Source organism: Nitrobacter hamburgensis X14, from assembly GCF_000013885.1.
In the GTDB taxonomy this organism is placed as follows: domain Bacteria; phylum Pseudomonadota; class Alphaproteobacteria; order Rhizobiales; family Xanthobacteraceae; genus Nitrobacter; species Nitrobacter hamburgensis.
On the sequence record NC_007964.1, the window covers coordinates 71658 to 88606 of the forward strand.

Sequence of the window (16949 nt, forward strand, 5' to 3'; positions counted from 1 at the left end):
CGCGAACTCGCAATGACGGTGGGTTCGATCCAACCTGAATTCAATAAACTTTAGCTCGGCTGCGTCCCGTTCTCCGCCAGCACGTGCCCGGCGAGATACAGCGATCCTGCGATCAGGATGCGCGGCGGGATTTCATAGGCGAGCCGTGCCAGCGATTGCAGCGCGGCCTTGACGTCCGCCGCGGTTTCGGCGCGCATGTCGAGCGCGCGCACCGCATCCGCCAGCACGTCCGGCGGCATCGCGTTCTCCATATCCGGAATCGGCACGGCGATGACGTGGCGTGTCAGGCCGGTGAAGTTGGCGAGAAAGCCCTTCGCATCCTTGTTGCCCATCATGCCTGCTATCACCACCAGCGGCCGCGACACCCGCTCCTCGAGGTCGCCGAGCGCCGCCGCCGCCACCCGACCACCGTCGACATTGTGCCCGCCGTCGAGCCAGAGTTCGGCGTCGCGTGGCGCCTGATCCACCAGCCGGCCTGACGTCAGCCGCTGCATCCGCGCCGGCCATTCGGCGCCAGTGACGCCGCGCTCGAACGCCGCGGTGTCGATGCTGAAGCGGTCCTGCGCCCGCAGCGTCGCAATCGCGAGACCGGCGTTGTCGAACTGATGCCGCCCGAACAGCCGCGGCGCGGCGAGGTCGAGCAGGCCGCGCTCATCCTGATAGACCAGCCGCCCGTGCTCCACACTGACATGCCAGTCCTGGCCGGCTGCGTGCAGAGGGCCGCGCATCTGCTTCGCCCGCTGCTCGATCACGGCCTGCGCCTCCGGCATTTGCTCCGCAGAGATCACGGGCACGCCGCGCTTGATGATGCCGGCCTTCTCGCCGGCAATCTGCGCCAGCGTGTCGCCGAGAAATTCGGTGTGGTCGATGCCGATCGGCGTGATGACGCTCGCAAGCGGCGTCTCGACCACGTTGGTGCTGTCGAGCCGGCCGCCGAGGCCGACCTCCAGCAGCAGCGCGTCGGCGGGAATTTTCGTAAACAGCAGAAAAGCCGCCGCGGTCTTGATCTCGAATTGGGTGAGGGGCTCGCCGCCGTTGACGCGCTCGCATTCAAGCAGCGCGTCGCGCAAGTCGTCGTCGCCGACCAGCGTTCCAGCCAGCCGCACGCATTCGTTGAGCCGCACCAGATAGGGCGACGTAAAGACATGCACGCGCAAGCCGGCCGCTTCGAGGATCGCGCGCAGGTACGCGACCGTCGAGCCCTTGCCGTTAGTGCCGGCGACATGAATGACCGGCGGCAGCCTGCGTTCGGGGTGATCGAGCTGTCCGAGGATGCGCCACATCCGATCGAGCGTGAGATCGATCTTTTTCGGATGCAGCTTCGAGATCCGCGCGACGACGTCGCCAAGCGGCGTTTGTTGGGGCAGAGCAGCGCTCACGCGGGGGGCGCGGATGGCGCGGCCGCTTCCGGGGCGGGCATCGGCTCGGCCGGCTCCTCCGCGGCGGGCGACGGTTCCGGCGCCGCATCGATCTCCGGCGCCTTGGTCAACAGCCGGCACAGCCGCGCCAGCGTCGGCCGCAAATCGTGACGATGCACCACCATGTCGACCATGCCGTGGTCCCTGAGATATTCGGCGCGCTGAAAACCGTTCGGCAGTTTTTCGCGGATGGTCTGCTCGATGACACGCGCTCCGGCGAAGCCGATCAGCGCGCCGGGTTCCGCGATCTGGACGTCACCGAGCATCGCATAGGACGCCGTGACGCCGCCGGTGGTCGGATTCGTCAGCACCACGATGTAGGGCTGGCCGGCCTCGCGCAGCATCTGCACCGCGACCGTGGTGCGTGGCAGTTGCATCAGCGATAGAACGCCTTCCTGCATCCGTGCGCCGCCGGACGCCGCGAACACGATAAACGGGCATTGCTTCTCGACCGCGAGTTCGAGGCCGCGCACGATCGCCTCGCCCGCCGCCATTCCGAGCGAGCCTCCCATGAAGTCGAAATCCTGCACCGCGACCACGACGCCGGCGCCTTCCAGCTTGCCGAAGCCGACCTTCACGGAATCATGGAGCCCGGTCTTGGTGCGTGCATCCTTGATGCGGTCGACATACTTGCGCTCGTCGCGGAATTTCAGCGGATCGGCGGTCACCTCGGGCAACGCGACGTCGTACCAAGTCTCGTTATCGAAGATCGACCTCAACCGCGCGTCCGCGCTCATGCGCATGTGATAGTTGGAGCCGGGGATGACGAACTGGTTGCTCTCGACGTCCTTGTAGAACACGAGCTGTCCGGTATCCGGACACTTGATCCAGAGATTCTCCGGCGTCTCCCGCTTGAGGATGTTGCGGATTTTTGGTCGGACGACGTTGGTCAACCAGTTCATGCTTTGCTCCGTAACGTCGCACCATCAAGCGACGGTCCGAACCGGGTGAAGGGTTTCTATCGCGATTATGGCGAGGAAGCGACCCCTTACAGAATCAGCGTCAACCCCGGGTGAACTTCGAATTCGGGACGCTGCATAGATGCGGCTCGGCTCCCTCTCCCGCAAGGGGCGGAGGGTCGAAACCGGCTATTCCGCTGCCTGTCTGGCGGACCGTACGCCCGCGGCCAGCGCCGCCGCGAGATCGGCGACCGCGTTAACCGTTTTGGCCGTCGCCTTGCCCTCAGCGTCGAGGCTGCCGCTGAGGGCGTCGACCAGCGCCGAGCCGACCACCGCGCCGTCGGAGCGCTCGGCGATGCCGCGCGCGGCATCGGCGGTGCGGATGCCGAAGCCGACGCAAACCGGCAAAGTGGTATGGCGCTTGATGCGGGCAACGGCCGCGCCGACGGCTGTCGAATCCGCCGCCGCACTGCCGGTGATCCCGGTGATGGAAACGTAGTAAACGAAGCCGGACGTATTCGCGAGCACCGCCGGCAGCCGCTTGTCGTCGGTGGTCGGTGTCGCGAGGCGAATGAAGTTCAGCCCGGCCTTCATCGCCGGGATGCACAGCTCGGAGTCTTCCTCCGGCGGCAGATCGACGACGATGAGGCCGTCGACGCCGGCAGCCTTCGCATCGGTGAGAAACTTCTCGACGCCATAGATGTAGATCGGGTTGTAATAGCCCATCAGCACGACCGGCGTCGAACCCTCGCCTTTGCGGAAGTCGTGGATCATCTGCAGCGTCCTGGTCACGGTCATGCCCGCATTGAGCGCGCGACGGCCGGCGGCCTGGACCGCCGGACCGTCCGCCATCGGATCGGTGAAGGGCATTCCGATTTCAATGATGTCGGCGCCGGCCTTCGGCAGCGCCTTGATGATGGCGAGCGAGGTCGCGGGGTCCGGGTCGCCGCCCATCAGAAAGGTAACGAAGGCCGAACGGCCCTGCTTTTTCAGTTCGGCAAAACGCGTGTCGATGCGGGTGGTCACTTTCTTCTGCCCTTCAGGATATCGCCGACCTGCGGCACGTCCTTGTCGCCGCGGCCCGAGAGATTGACCACCATCAGGTGATCCTTCGGCCGTTCGGGCGCGAGTTCGACGACGCGCGCGATCGCATGCGCCGATTCCAGCGCCGGGATGATGCCCTCCAGCCGCGACAGCAACTGAAACGCGCTGAGCGCTTCCTCGTCGGTCGCGGAAAGATATGTCACGCGGCCGGTTTCGTGCAGCCATGAATGTTCCGGCCCGATGCCGGGATAATCCAATCCTGCGGAAATCGAATGCGCGTCCTGGATCTGGCCGTCGTCATTCATCAAAAGATAGGTGCGGTTGCCGTGCAGCACGCCGGGCCGCCCCCCGGTGAGCGAGGCCGCGTGCAGCTTGTCGAGGCCGTGGCCCGCCGCCTCGACGCCGAAAATCTCCACCGAGGAATCGTCGAGGAAGGGATGGAACAGTCCCATCGCATTGGAGCCGCCGCCGATGCAGGCGATCAGCGAATCCGGCAGCCGTCCCTCGGCCTCCTGCATCTGTGCGCGCGTCTCGTCGCCGATGATCGACTGGAAGTCGCGCACCATCATCGGATAGGGATGCGGCCCCGCCACCGTGCCGATGCAATAGAAGGTGTTATGCACGTTGGTGACCCAGTCGCGCAGCGCCTCGTTCATCGCATCCTTCAGCGTGCGGGTACCGGACTGCACCGGCACCACTTTGGCGCCCAGCATTTCCATGCGGATGACGTTGGGCTCCTGCCGCGCCACGTCCACCGCGCCCATGTAGACCACGCATTCGAGACCGAAGCGCGCGCATAGCGTCGCGGTCGCCACGCCGTGCTGGCCGGCACCGGTCTCGGCGATGATCCGCTTCTTGCCCATGCGCCGCGCCACCAGAATCTGGCCGAGCACATTGTTGACCTTGTGCGAACCGGTGTGATTGAGCTCTTCGCGCTTGAGGTAGACCTTCGCGCCGCCGGCGCGGCCGGAAGCCGCGGAGATGTCCCGAAGATGCTCGGTCAGACGCTCGGCGAAATACAGCGGCGACGGACGGCCGATGTAGTCCTTGCGATAGCCGGCCATGTCGCGCTGGAACGCGGCATCGGCCCTGGCCTCAGTATAGGCCTTCTCCAGATCGAGGATCAGCGGCATCAGCGTTTCCGCGACGAAGCGGCCGCCGAAAATGCCGAAGTGCCCGCGCGCATCGGGACCGGAGCGGAAGGAATTGGGGAGAGAATTCATTGTCACCCTTCGTCATGGCCGGATTTATTCCGGCCATCCACGTCTTGCTTGTTGTGAATCCCGACAGACGGTGCCCAGTACGCAGACAATTCTACGTCGTTTGCAACTGCTATGGCCGGACATGACGACTGCTGTCGTTCTGCGAGACTACCCCACATGCGAGGTCGCTTCGCGCAGGTTGATTTCCGCCGCGCGCGCGGCGCGGATGAAATCCCCGATCATTCCGGCATCCTTGACCCCCGGCGCGCTTTCCACGCCCGAGGAGACATCGACGCCGCCGGCGCGGGTGGTCCGGACCGCGGCGTCGACGTTGCCTGCAGTGAGCCCACCCGACAGCATGAACGGAATTCCGGGAGCCAGATTTTCCAGAAGGCGCCAGTCGAAGGGCACGCCGAGTCCGCCGGGGCGGGTGGCGTCCTTCGGCGGATGCGCATCGAACAAAACGCGGTCGGCGACGGCGGCATAGCCGGGCAGCGCCGCAAGATCGCCGGCGGTCTCAATACCGATCGCTTTCATAATCGGCAGCCCGAAGGTCCGCTTGATCTCGCGGATGCGGGCCACGGTTTCCTTGCCGTGCAATTGCAGCAGATCCGGCCGCAAGGCCTCAATGATGCCGCCCAGCGTCGCGTCGTCGGCATCGACGGTCAGCGCGACCTTGCCAGCACGGCCGCGCACCTGCGCACCGAGTTCGCGCGCGCGCGAAAGATCGAGATGCCGCGGCGACGGCGGAAAGAATACGAAGCCCACCATATCGGCGCCGCCCTGCAGCGTCACGTCGAGCGTCGCAGGGGTGGACAGGCCGCATATCTTGACGATCAGGGACATGGTCTCGAACGATCCGGCGCAAGCCTGACAACCGGCGGAAACCGGCCGGTTTCGGGCATCAGGCGCGATGGGCGGGTTCTACAACGTCGCGCGCGGCTTGTCTCGCCCACGCGTGGGGACCTCTCGGACGATCTCTTCCCTTGCGGCTGGATACTCGATCACGATGATTCTGGATCGAATCGATCCAAAATCATGAACGTGATCGATCCCAGTATTTTGAGAAGCGGGATGCGGCGGAAAACCGCTACACACTTTTCCTCATCCCGCTCCAGGGTCGCTATCCGGCCCGGCGCGTCAGGTCCGGCAGCCGCTGCGTATCGCGCGACTCCCAGCGTGATCGCAAATCGGCCAGTTCCACGCGTGCCTCCCGCGCATCGGTCTCGTACTGGCGCGCCGTGTGACGCCAGCGGCGCTGCCCGAACCAGGTCGCGACGCTCCCGGCCACCACGCCGAAAATCGCAACCGCAATGATGAGGACGAACAGCGGCAGCGTGACGCCGGCCAGCGGGTCGCTCGCATCGAAGGGATCGAACGTCACTGTCACCAGATGACGGTTCGCGAACGCAAACACGATGAAAAGGACACCAAGCGGAATCAGGACCAAGCCGGTCAGGAATTTGCGCATGATCTCTCTCGCGACGGCAGTATCAAGCAACACTCATGCCGGCAGATTCGCTTGCCGATTCATGGGGCCACTCTGGTGAATGTTCCTATGCGCTCGCTTCGCTCGTCGCATTCTCGCGATTGAGCCGCTCGCGCATTTCCTTGCCGGTCTTGAAAAACGGTACACTCTTCTGATCGACCGGGACGTGTTCTCCCGTGCGCGGATTGCGACCCGCGCGCGCGGGACGATGTTTGACCGAGAACGCACCGAAACCACGCAGCTCGACGCGATCACCCCGCGCCAGCGCGGTAACAATCTCGTCGAGAATCGCGTTCACGATGTTCTCCACATCCCTCTGATAGAGGTGCGGGTTGTGCTCGGCGATGCGCTGAACGAGTTCGGATTTGATCATCAAGACTGGGACCCGTGCGTGGGAGAGCCCATTTCCGTGAAAATGGTCAGGACTGTCAAGCCGCTAAATGCGATTCGGACAGTTAGCGAAGCCGCCGCGACGGCCCGCGCCGCAGCAGCGAAGGTTTTTCGCAGCGCGAAAAATGCCCGCACGCGCGCGATTCGAGCCTCAATTCGACGGCGCAGGCTGCCATAACGCCAGCATTCCGTCGAGGCCCAGTCGATCTGCCGCTCGCACGATGCCGGTCTGCTCGACCTGCCGCGCGATGCTGCTCAATCCCAGCGCATCGAAGGTCACTGAGGCGGCGGTGCGCAGAAACGTCATGTCGCCGAAGCGCGGCGACAGCTTGAAATCGCGCACCGGAAGGTCGGGCGTGATCTTCTTCTCGGCCACAAGCCACGCGATCGCGGCCTTCTCGTCGCCGAGTTGATCGATCAACTTGAGGTCGACCGCCTGCCGTCCGGTGAAAACACGGCCGTCGGCGACCTTTTCGAGTTGCCCGTTGTCCATGCCGCGCCGCGTCTGTACCAGACCGCGGAACCAGGCGTAGGAATCCTTCACCAGGGCATCGAGGGCGGCCCGCGCCTCCGGGCTGGTCGGCTCAAAGCCGTTCGGGGCCGCCTTCAGCGGCGACGATTTCACTTCTTCGACCTTGACCCCGACCGTTTTCAGAAGATCGGTGAAATTCGGATACTGAAACAGCACGCCGATCGAGCCCACCAGCGCCGTCTGCTGTGCGATGATGTGATCGGAGGCGAGCGCGGCGATATATCCGCCCGACGCGCAGAGCCCATCCACCACCACGACCATCGGCTTCTTCGCCTTCAGGCGCATCAGGGCATCGTAGAGTTGTTCGGACCCGGCGGTGGTGCCACCCGGCGAATTGATGTGCACGATGACCGCGGGCGCGTTCGACTTACCCAACCGCTCCAGCGCCTCGACGCGATTCTGATCGTTGCGGATCAGACCCTCGATATTGACGCGCTGAATCGCGCTCGCGCCGGTCAGCGCGCGGCCCCACGGCGTGGCATAGGCCCCGACCGCGACAACCGCGGCGATCGCGATCAATACCGACGCCACGCGCCAAAAGGTGAGCTTGCGGCGCAACCTGCGGCGATCGACGATCACATCGGACTCAATCGACATCGAAAATTCTCCTCAAGGACTGCGACCAGGGCTCGCACCGTGACGTGCGCATGGATGGCGTTGACTTGAACCAACCCGGACTTGAACCAACCAGGATTTGAGCTGACCAGGCTATACCAATTGCGGCGCAATATGAAGAAAGCAAGGCCGATCCCGGGCCGTCGCCGCAAAGGCCGGAAACGCTACCGGCTGCGCCGATCCGGCGCGATCAGCTCGGGCCGCGGTCCCGACAACCGCTTGTGCATGTGGACCATGAAAGCCATGCCGAACAGCGGCGTTGCCAGGTTGACGATCGGAATCGCCACGAAGGCCGCGATGATGAGGCCACCCAGGAACACCGTAGAGGCGTTGTCGCGGCGCATCGCCTTGGCCTCCGCCGGCGAGCGAAACCGCATCGCCGCAAGTTCGAAATATTCCCGGCCGAGCAGCCACGCGGTGGCGATGAAGAAGGCGATGAAGCCGGCGCCGGCCACGAACACGAACGGCAGCGCGATCAGGTAGACGAGCAGCGTCAGCAGCGCGGTCTTGACGCCCTCGGTCATGGCGAGGCCGAACGGCAGCGGCGCGCCTGAATGCTCAGCCGGATAATGCTCGCGCTCGACGATCTCGCCGACGTCGTCGACAAACACGCCCGCGACCAGCGAGCTGATCGTCGGCATCAGAAACACCGCGCCGAACACGATGCCGAAGCCCGCGGCGATCGAAACGATCCAGGCCAGGATGTTGAGCGGCGTGTGGAAGGTCGGCCCGAGCACGGTCTCGGCCCAAAGCTCGCCGGAGCCGGCAAGCCAGCTCAAAAGCCGCTGCAGCCCGACCGCGGACACGGCGATCAGCACCAGCGCGAGCCCGATGACGCGCCACAGGATGGCTCGCATCGGCGGCGACAGAATCTGCGCGAGGGCCTTGACAGCGGCGCCGATCATGATGGTCAGTTTCCGGTGAACCCTGCGCTCAGATAAACGCCGCGGCTCGCGCCGGCAAGGGCGCGGATCGGCGCGGATGCCGCAGCCGGACTCAGCGGTCACGCCTTGGCGGCATAGGTCTGCGCGCCCGCAAGTTCGGCCGCGATCATGGCGCCGAGCGCCATGTCGCTCTGCTGGCCGAAGCCGTGATGAACGATGCGGCCGTCGCGGCCGATCAGGATGCTGGTCGGCGTGCCCTGCATCCGATAGCGGCTCATGGTGACCGGCAGCGGGGTGCCTTCGCCGGCGGCGTCGACACCGATCGGAAACGTCAGCCCATATTCGTGAATGAAGGCTTGAAGCGAAACCGGCGTCATCGCGGCGTGATGTTCGAACACCGTGTGCAGGCCGATCACCTGGAGGTCGGTCGCCTTGAACAGCTCAAAGGCGCGCTGCGTCTGCGGCGTGCCATGCGCGACGCAGCCGGGACACAGCATCTGGAAGGCATGGAGCAGCACCGGGCGGCCGCGCAGCGCGGCCAGCGTCAGCGGTTCGCCGGTGTTGAACCATTGCGACACGGCAAGTTCGGGAGCGGGGACGTCGGCGCCGGTCATGGATTGCCTCGCACGGGCTGCGGCGCCCGTTCGACGCGCAACTGATGCTCCGCGACGGCGGCGCGCTCGATCGCGCTCACCTCTTCGACCGGAGCCGGCGCCGCATCATGCGACGCAGGAACCGACGGCGGCGATAAGCCCTCGGCTTGAAACGGGCCGAAAACGCCCGCTCCCTCCGCGAGCGGCTTCTGCCTGTCGGCCCAATGAAGCGAGAGGTAGTCGAAACCCCGCTCGATCGTAGGCTTGACGATCTCGAAATAGGGCGAGATGTCGAAATCGCGCGGCATGTAGAGCGAGGAATCACGGATGTGCAGAATCTCGCGCCGCGCTTTGCGGCTGCCGGCGCGGGTGATCTTCGGCAGGATCGGATAGCGCACTGCCTCGAACGCCTGCGCGATCAGCGCCGAGCAGATGATCTTGGTCGGATCGCCCGAGCCGAACGCGATCATGCGCCGCCGCCAGCGCTGCGGCACAGGCAGCGGAATCAGGTAACGCATCAGATCGACGATGTTCTTGGTGTCGTAGCCGAAGCCGATCCGGTTGATGGCATAGCGGCACACCGTGACGCGGTCCTCGTGGGACAGGCCGACCGGGCGGCACAGCCGGGTGTGATACGGGAAATATTTCGACAGCGGCGCGGAGGTGACGCCCTCGCCGATATCGGCCTCGATCAGCACATGCGGCTCGCCGTCGGGCTCGACGGCGCCGTCGACCGGGCCGACATAGAGCGCGGAGTGCGACCATGTCGATTGCGTGAGATACTTGATGATGCCGGAGATGCGGCTGTTGCCTTCGATCAGGAGAACATCGCCCTCCCGAATGGTATCGCGCAGATGCTCCGGATCGCTCGGCGTGAACGGCTCATACCCCCGCACCTCCTTCTGGAGGTACGCCGCAATCCATTTTCCGACCGTATCGAGCACGAGGCCCATGGCAGTCTCTCTCCGCCGTTCGTCCTGACCGGTTTTTCCCCTCCTTATCATGGTCAAAAGCCATTGCAATTTGGTTCATGCTGACAATTGCGAAATTACGATCGATTCACCATGAGGGTTGCCGCAGGCGCATCGATGCGGCAAGTTCGTGAGTCGTTCCTGCATTTTCAATGCTTCGGAAACCATGCCATGAGAATGACGCGCCGCGATTTCCTGTCGGCGTCCGCCGCCTTTGCGACAGGAATAGGGATCGGCCGCGCACGCACCGCGCCGCTGCCGCGCGAGGCTGACGTGGTCGTGATCGGCGCGGGGGCTGCGGGTATCGCGGCGGCGCGGCGGATTCAGGCCGCGAACCGCAAAGTGATCATGATCGAAGCGGCGGACCGGATCGGCGGACGCTGTCACACCGATATGAAGACGTTCGGTACGCCGTTCGATCGCGGCGCGCGCTGGCTCTACGACCCCGACACCAACCCGATGGCCGGGCTGGCGCGAAGCGCGGGGACCGGCGTGTTTGCGGCACCGCCCGGCCAGAAAATCCGCATCGGACGGCGTAACGCGCGCGCCGGCGAAACCGAGCAATTCCTTGCAGCGCTGGTGCGCGCCAAGCGCGCCATCGGAGAGGCCGCGCACGGCAGGACCGACGTCGCCTGCGCCTCGGTCCTGCCCGGCGATCTCGATGTCTGGACCGGGACGATCGACTTCGTGCTCGGCGCCGGCGCCACCGGAAAGGACCTGAAAGACCTCTCGGCGATGGACCGGGCGCGCGCGGCCGAGCGCAACGCCGCGATCGGCTGCAAACAGGGCCTCGGCGCGTTGCTCGCGGCGCTCGGCCAAAGCCTGCCCACGAGCTTGTTGACGCCCGCCAGCCGGGTGTCGTGGGCCGGCCGCGACATCGGAGTCGAGACGCCCGCGGGACGCATCAGTGCGCGCGCCGTCATCGTCACCGTCTCGACCAACGTGCTGACCTCCGGCAACATCCGCTTCACGCCCGAGTTGCCGAAGCGCCAGCTCGATGCCGCAGCAAGGCTGTCGCTCGGCAGCTACGACCGCGTCGCGCTGTGGCTGCCCGATAATCCGCTCGGGCTCGGGCGCAACGAGACCATGATCGAGCAGAGCAGCGACGGAAAGACCGCGCTGCTCGCGGCGAACGCCAGTGGATCGTCGCTGTGCACGATCGATGTCGCGGGCAGCTTCGGCCGCGATCTCTCGGCGCAGGGCGAGGGCGCGATGGTCGCGTTCGCCACGGAATGGCTGGCGAAACTGTTCGGCAGCGATGCGGCGGCTGCGGTGAAGCGGTCCGCCGCGACCCGCTGGAACGCCGCGCCCCATGTGCTCGGCGCGATGTCGGCGGCGGAACCCGGCGGGCAGCCGTCGCGGAAAGTTCTGATGGAGCCGCTGGGCAGTCTATTCCTTGCCGGCGAGGCCGCGCACGAGACGCTGTGGGGCACAGTCGGCGGCGCATGGGAGAGCGGCGAGCGAGCGGCCGACGCGGCGCTGCGGAAGGTCGGAGCGACCAAGGAGCCGGCACAGCCCTCAGCGTCAACGCGCAAGCCGTCGCGACACCACAGACGGGCGCCGTCGCGGCGTTCGCAGGACGCCTACGGCTTTCCGCTGCCCAGATGATGCGACCGAGGGCGCTGATTTCATGGTCGTCAGGCAAGGACAGCGCCTTTGCGCTGCATGAGGTTCGCCGCGCGGGCGCGTTCGATGTCGTCGGCGCGCTGACCACGGTGAACGAGACCTTCGGCCGCGTCTCCATCCACGGCGTGCGCGAGGAGGTCTTGTGCGCTCAACTCGCGGCCGCAGGACTGCCCGCGTGGCGCGTGCCGATACCCTATCCCTGCTCCAACGAAGTATATGAAGCCCGGATGGGGGCCGCGATGGCGGACGCGATGCGCGACAACATCACGCATATCATCTTCGGCGATCTGTTTCTGACTGATGTGCGCGCCTATCGCGAGCAGAAGCTCGCCGGCACCGGCATCGCGCCGGTTTTTCCGCTGTGGGGCCGGCCGACCGCGGCGCTGGCGTGCGAGATGATCGCAAGCGGACTGGAGACGCGTCTCGTCTCGGTCGACCGGGCCAAGCTCGACCTTTCATTTGCCGGCCGCAGCTTCGATCGGACGTTGCTGGCCGACCTTCCGGCCGGGATCGATCCGTGCGGCGAAAACGGCGAGTTCCACACCTGCGTCACAGCCGCACCCGTGTTTTCGCAACCGATCGAGGTCGCGTCCGGCGAGGTCGTCGAGCGCGACGGATTTGCGTATTGCGATCTCTTGCTGGCGGAATAGAGCATGATCCCGAAACGTGGAAACCGATTTCCGGATCAGAGCATGCTCAATCAAGGAATAAGGCTGGAGTCTTTCTACTTTTGGCGAAATCAATGATCCGTCGTGCGCGGACTTGATCCGCGCATCCAGCTTTTTGACGATGGATTGCCGGGCATAGGCAAGCGGAAGCGACGCCGTTCTTCGAACGGCTATGCCCGGCAATGACGTTTCAAAGTGCTTCCGTCATAGAAGACAGCTAGACTAGCCGCGTAAGCTCCCGCCGGTTCGCTTCGCGACCTCGGCAACGACCTTCGCCGCCACCGCCTCGATCTCCTGATCGGTGAGGGTCTTGTCGCGCGGCTGCAACGTCACCGCGATGGCGACCGACTTCTTGTTCGCCTCGATGCCCTTGCCTTCGTAGATATCGAACACGGTGACACCGGAGACCAGTTTCCTGTCCACGCCTTGCGCCGCGCGCACGATATCGGCCGCTTTCACACAGCGATCGACGATGAAGGCGAAGTCGCGCGATACCGGCTGGAACGCCGGCAGCTCCAGCACCGGTTTGGCGCGCGTCGGCTTCTGTTTGCCTTCCGGAATACGGTCGAGGATCACCTCGAATGCGAGCAGCGAACCGTCGGCCCTCAGGGCTTCGAGCACGCGGGGATGCAGTTCGCCGAAATAGCCGAGCACATTCTGCGGTCCGATCTGGATCGCAGCCGAGCGTCCGGGATGCAGCCATGCCGGAAAGTTCTTCGATTCGCTGCCGGCTGCGATCTGCAACGCTTGCACCGGCGCGCCGGCGGCTGCCAGCACGGCGAGCGCATCGGCCTTTACATCGAAGGTATTGGCGTCAAGCCCATCCGCCGTGGCCGAGCCCGACCAGTGCCGCCCGATGCCTGCCGACGAGGCAACGCCGCGGCGAATCCCCGCGGCAGCCATGAACTGATCCTGCGGACCGTCGCCGCGGAAGATCTGTCCGACCTCGAACAGCGCCACGTCCGGGAAGCCGCGGTCGGCATTGGCCTGCGCGATGGCGACAAGACCCGGCAGCAGGCTCGGCCGCATGTCGGAGAGGTCGGACGCAATCGGGTTGGCGAGCGCCAGTTCCTTAGCTCCGCCGCCGAACAGTTCGGCCTGCGGCTTTGCGATGAACGACCACGTCACGGCTTCGACCATGCCGCGTACCGCCAGCGCGCGCCGCCCGCGTCGGGTGCGCGACTGGATCGGGGTCAGGACAGGCTTGCGTGGCGCGTCGCCGCGATCGAACGGCGTCATCGGCACCTTGTCGACGCCGACGATACGCACGATCTCCTCGACGATGTCGGCCTTACCCGTAACATCCGTGCGCCAGGTGGGAATCGCGACCTTCACCACGGGGCCGTTGCCGGCCACCATGAAACCGAGATGACTGAGGATGCGGCGCATCTCGACCAGCGGCACGTCGATCGCCGCGAGCCGCCTGGTCTCCGTCAGCGGAAAATCGATCACCCGGTCGTCGGGCAGCGCCTGTCCGGCCACGACAGTGTCCGACGGCGTGCCGCCGCACAATTCCATCACGAGCCTGGTTGCCATCTCAAGCCCGGGCACCATGAAGGCGGGATCGACGCCGCGCTCGAAGCGGTAGCGCGCGTCGGAATTGATGCCGAGCTTGCGGCCGGTCTGCGCGATGTTGATCTCGCTCCACAGCGCCGATTCGATCAGCACGTCAGTAGTGGTCTCGTCGCAACCGGATTGCTCGCCGCCCATGATGCCGGCGAGCGATTCGACGCCCTTGTCGTCGGCGATGACGCAAATGCTCGGGTCGAGCGTGTAGGTGCGGCCGTCGAGCGCCAGCAGCGTCTCGCCATCGCGGGCGCGGCGCACCGTGAGATTCCCCTGCACCTTGTTCGCGTCGAACACGTGCAGCGGGCGGGCGCGGTCGTAGGTCATGAAGTTGGTGATGTCGACCAGCGCATTGATCGGGCGCAGGCCGATCGAGGTCAGGCGCTTTTGCAGCCATTCCGGCGACGGACCGTTTGTCACCCCGCGCACGAGTCGCAGCGCGAAGCCGGGACACAGCGCGGCGTCTTCCACCGTAACCTTCACCGGGCAGGGGAATTCACCCTTGACCGGCTTGATGGTCGGATCCTTGAAGCGGCCCATGTCGGCGGCGGACAAATCGCGCGCGATGCCGTGCACGCCGGTGCAGTCCTGCCGGTTCGGCGTCAGGTTGATCTCGATCACGGGATCGCCGAGCCCGGCCCATTCGGCATAGCCGGCGCCGACCGGCGCATCATCGGGCAATTCCAGGATGCCGTCGTGATTGTCGGAGATTTCAAGCTCGGCGGCGGAACACAACATGCCGCGGCTTTCGACTCCGCGGATGGTGCCGACGCCGAGCGTGATGTCTTTGCCGGGAATGTGAGTGCCGGGCGGCGCGAACACGCTGACGAGACCCTCGCGCGCGTTCGGCGCTCCGCACACCACCTGGATCGGCGCGGGCCCGCCCTTGTCGTCGGTCTCGCCGGTATCGACCATGCACACCCTGAGACGATCCGCGTTGGGATGCTGCGCGGCGGAGATCACGCGCGCGATGGTGAACGGCGCCAGCGCCTTCGCCTTGTCGTCGATGTGCTCGACCTCAAGCCCGATCATCGTGAGCTTGTCGGCGAGTTTGTCGAGCGGCTCGTCGGTGTCGAGATGCTCTTTCAGCCAGGAGAGGGTGAATTTCACGACGACAGCCCCCCCGCCAGTGTCGGGACCTCGAGCGGCCTGAAGCCGTAGTGATTGAGCCAGCGCACGTCGCCTTCGAACAACTGCCGCAAATCGGCGATACCGTATTTCAGCATGGCGATGCGGTCGATGCCCATGCCCCAGGCAAAGCCCTGATAGACCTCGGGATCGAGACCGCACAGCTTCAGCACGTTCGGATGCACCATGCCGCAGCCGAGGATCTCCAGCCAGTCCTCGCCTTCGCCGAAGCGGATCTCGTTCTTGTCGCGGCGGCACTGGATGTCGACTTCCAGCGAGGGCTCTGTGAACGGAAAGAACGACGGACGGAAGCGCATGTTGACGTTGTCGACCTCGAAGAACGCCTTGCAGAACTCGTGCAGGATCCATTTGAGGTGGCCGAGATGCGACGACTTGTCGATCACCAGCCCCTCGACCTGATGGAACATCGGCGTATGGGTCTGGTCGCTGTCGCTGCGATAGGTGCGGCCGGGACAGATGACGCGGATCGGCGGCTTTTGACTCAGCATGGTGCGTACCTGCACCGGGGAGGTGTGCGTCCTCAACAGGAGGCGCGAAGGCTTTTCTCCGGCCTCCGAGCCGGCTGCCTCCTTCGGGTTGAAGTAGAAGGTGTCGTGCATCTCCCGCGCCGGATGGCCTTCCGGGAAATTCAGCCGCGTGAAATTGTAGTCGTCGGTCTCGATGTCCGGACCTTCGGCGACCGCGAATCCCATGTCGGCGAAGATCGTGGTGACCTCGTCCCACACCTGGCTCAGCGGATGGATGCGGCCGGCTTCCGCAGGCGATTCGCGCAAGGGCAGCGTGACGTCGATGGTTTCCGAGGCGAGGCGGGCATCGAGCGCAAGAGCCTTCAGCACCTCGCGGCGCGCGGCCAGCGCCTGCGTCACCGTATCCTTGGCCAGATTGATCTTCGCGCCCTCAGACTTGCGCTCGTCGGGCGACATCTTGCCGAGAGTTGAGAGCAGCGCCGAGATCGAGCCCTTCTTGCCGAGCGTCGCGACGCGCACCGCTTCCAGCGCGGCCTCGTCGGAGGCGCTCGCGATGTCGGCGAGGATTTGGGATTGAAGCTGTTCGAGATCAGACATGGGCGACCACCACCTGCACAGCGTCATGCCCGGACCTGATCCGGGCATCCATCTTGTGAAGAGCGATGGATCGCCAGGTCCTTGTGCGCAATTGCGCACTTGGCCCGGCGATGACGACATTGTTGAAGCCAATGCGTCGTTATGCGGCGCCGACCCTCCCCCGGGGGAGGGTAATGAACGATCAGGCCGCGAGCGCGGCCTTGGCCTTCTCGGCGATCGCCTGGAACGCGGCGGGCTCGTTGATGGCGAGGTCCGACAGCACCTTGCGGTCGACGGTGATGCCCGACTTCGACAGCCCGTTGATGAACACGCTGTAAGTCATGCCGAACGGCCGCACCGCGGCGTTGAGACGCTGGATCCACAACGCACGGAAGGTGCGCTTCTTGCGCTTGCGATCGCGGAAGGCGTACTGGCCGGCCTTGTCGGCGGCCGCCTTGGCGGCGCGAATGGTGTTCTTCCGGCGGCCGGAAAAGCCCTTGGTGATCTTGTAGACTTTTTTGTGCTTGGCATGAGCCGTCACACCGCGCTTGACGCGAGCCATGACCGATCTCCTTCAAATGACTGGGAAATTTGACGCCGCTGGCACGGCGTGGTTGCAACAGGTCGACCGTCAGGCGTTGGGCAAGAAATACTTCTTGATGTTGTCGCCGTCGGTCTTGAACAGGATGCGAGTTCCGCGAAGCTGACGAATCTGCTTCTTGGTCCGCTTGATCATGCCATGTCGCTTGCCGGCGTGGGCGGACACCACCTTGCCGGTCCCGGTCACCTTGAAGCGCTTTTTAGCGCCCGATTTGGTCTTCAGCTTGGGCATTTGGCTCTCCTGTTGCCACGAAAAAATG

General features: G+C 65.0%; 17 protein-coding genes. 2 read left to right on the forward strand and 15 right to left on the reverse strand.

Annotation, left to right across the window (positions count from 1 at the left end; all coding sequences use genetic code 11):
- Positions 1 to 50: 50 nt before the first annotated feature.
- The 11 genes from NHAM_RS00295 to NHAM_RS00345 form a co-directional block, all read right to left on the reverse strand.
- Entirely contained in the window at positions 51 to 1379 is a 1329-nt protein-coding gene (locus NHAM_RS00295; protein WP_011508668.1) for a bifunctional folylpolyglutamate synthase/dihydrofolate synthase, read from the reverse strand.
- On the reverse strand, positions 1376 to 2320 hold the full coding sequence (accD, locus tag NHAM_RS00300; RefSeq protein ID WP_011508669.1) for an acetyl-CoA carboxylase, carboxyltransferase subunit beta: 945 nt from the start codon (positions 2318 to 2320) through the stop codon (positions 1376 to 1378). Before accD ends, NHAM_RS00295 begins: the two co-directional genes overlap by 4 nt.
- A gap of 186 nt (positions 2321 to 2506) precedes the next feature.
- Complete coding sequence (gene trpA / locus NHAM_RS00305) at positions 2507 to 3343, reverse strand: tryptophan synthase subunit alpha (protein ID WP_011508670.1); 837 nt, start codon at positions 3341 to 3343, stop codon at positions 2507 to 2509.
- Positions 3340 to 4584: a tryptophan synthase subunit beta gene (trpB, locus tag NHAM_RS00310; protein ID WP_011508671.1), complete on the reverse strand. Its 1245-nt coding sequence runs from the start codon at positions 4582 to 4584 to the stop codon at positions 3340 to 3342. Before trpB ends, trpA begins: the two co-directional genes overlap by 4 nt.
- Positions 4585 to 4731: 147 nt before the next feature.
- On the reverse strand, positions 4732 to 5409 hold the full coding sequence (locus tag NHAM_RS00315) for a phosphoribosylanthranilate isomerase (RefSeq protein ID WP_011508672.1): 678 nt from the start codon (positions 5407 to 5409) through the stop codon (positions 4732 to 4734).
- Between the two features lie 277 nt (positions 5410 to 5686).
- A complete protein-coding gene (locus NHAM_RS00320) occupies positions 5687 to 6034 on the reverse strand; it encodes a lipopolysaccharide assembly protein LapA domain-containing protein (RefSeq protein WP_011508673.1) in 348 nt (115 codons plus the stop codon).
- Positions 6035 to 6119: 85 nt separating this feature from the next.
- Complete coding sequence (locus NHAM_RS00325) at positions 6120 to 6425, reverse strand: integration host factor subunit beta (RefSeq protein WP_011508674.1); 306 nt, start codon at positions 6423 to 6425, stop codon at positions 6120 to 6122.
- 168 nt (positions 6426 to 6593) lie between these two features.
- Positions 6594 to 7571 carry a signal peptide peptidase SppA gene (sppA, locus tag NHAM_RS00330; RefSeq protein ID WP_011508675.1) on the reverse strand — a complete coding sequence of 326 codons (978 nt, stop codon included), beginning with the start codon at positions 7569 to 7571 and terminating at the stop codon, positions 6594 to 6596.
- A gap of 182 nt (positions 7572 to 7753) precedes the next feature.
- Positions 7754 to 8494: a sulfate transporter family protein gene (locus NHAM_RS00335; RefSeq protein WP_011508676.1), complete on the reverse strand. Its 741-nt coding sequence runs from the start codon at positions 8492 to 8494 to the stop codon at positions 7754 to 7756.
- Positions 8495 to 8592: 98 nt separating this feature from the next.
- Positions 8593 to 9087 carry a peroxiredoxin family protein gene (locus NHAM_RS00340; RefSeq protein WP_011508677.1) on the reverse strand — a complete coding sequence of 165 codons (495 nt, stop codon included), beginning with the start codon at positions 9085 to 9087 and terminating at the stop codon, positions 8593 to 8595.
- Complete coding sequence (locus NHAM_RS00345; RefSeq protein ID WP_011508678.1) at positions 9084 to 10019, reverse strand: YiiX/YebB-like N1pC/P60 family cysteine hydrolase; 936 nt, start codon at positions 10017 to 10019, stop codon at positions 9084 to 9086. The genes NHAM_RS00340 and NHAM_RS00345 overlap by 4 nt, the downstream gene beginning before the upstream one ends.
- Before the next feature lie 189 nt (positions 10020 to 10208).
- Here NHAM_RS00345 and NHAM_RS00350 point away from each other — a divergent pair, with 189 nt between their 5' ends.
- Both NHAM_RS00350 and NHAM_RS00355 read left to right on the forward strand, forming a co-directional pair.
- Entirely contained in the window at positions 10209 to 11645 is a 1437-nt protein-coding gene (locus tag NHAM_RS00350) for a flavin monoamine oxidase family protein (RefSeq protein WP_041358537.1), read from the forward strand.
- Positions 11642 to 12313, forward strand: coding sequence for an ATPase (locus NHAM_RS00355; protein WP_011508680.1), 672 nt, complete (start codon positions 11642 to 11644; stop codon positions 12311 to 12313). Before NHAM_RS00350 ends, NHAM_RS00355 begins: the two co-directional genes overlap by 4 nt.
- A 240-nt stretch (positions 12314 to 12553) precedes the next feature.
- Here NHAM_RS00355 and pheT read toward each other — a convergent pair whose 3' ends face one another.
- From pheT to rpmI, 4 genes are all read right to left on the reverse strand, one after another.
- The gene (gene pheT / locus NHAM_RS00360; protein ID WP_011508681.1) at positions 12554 to 15007 is read right to left on the reverse strand and encodes a phenylalanine--tRNA ligase subunit beta; all 2454 of its coding nucleotides are present in this window, start codon (positions 15005 to 15007) and stop codon (positions 12554 to 12556) included.
- Positions 15004 to 16110 carry a phenylalanine--tRNA ligase subunit alpha gene (gene pheS / locus NHAM_RS00365; RefSeq protein WP_011508682.1) on the reverse strand — a complete coding sequence of 369 codons (1107 nt, stop codon included), beginning with the start codon at positions 16108 to 16110 and terminating at the stop codon, positions 15004 to 15006. The genes pheT and pheS overlap by 4 nt, the downstream gene beginning before the upstream one ends.
- 181 nt (positions 16111 to 16291) lie before the next feature.
- A complete protein-coding gene (gene rplT / locus NHAM_RS00370) occupies positions 16292 to 16651 on the reverse strand; it encodes a 50S ribosomal protein L20 (RefSeq protein WP_011508683.1) in 360 nt (119 codons plus the stop codon).
- A 69-nt stretch (positions 16652 to 16720) separates the two neighbouring features.
- A complete protein-coding gene (gene rpmI / locus NHAM_RS00375) occupies positions 16721 to 16921 on the reverse strand; it encodes a 50S ribosomal protein L35 (protein WP_011508684.1) in 201 nt (66 codons plus the stop codon).
- Between the last annotated feature and the right edge of the window lie 28 nt (positions 16922 to 16949).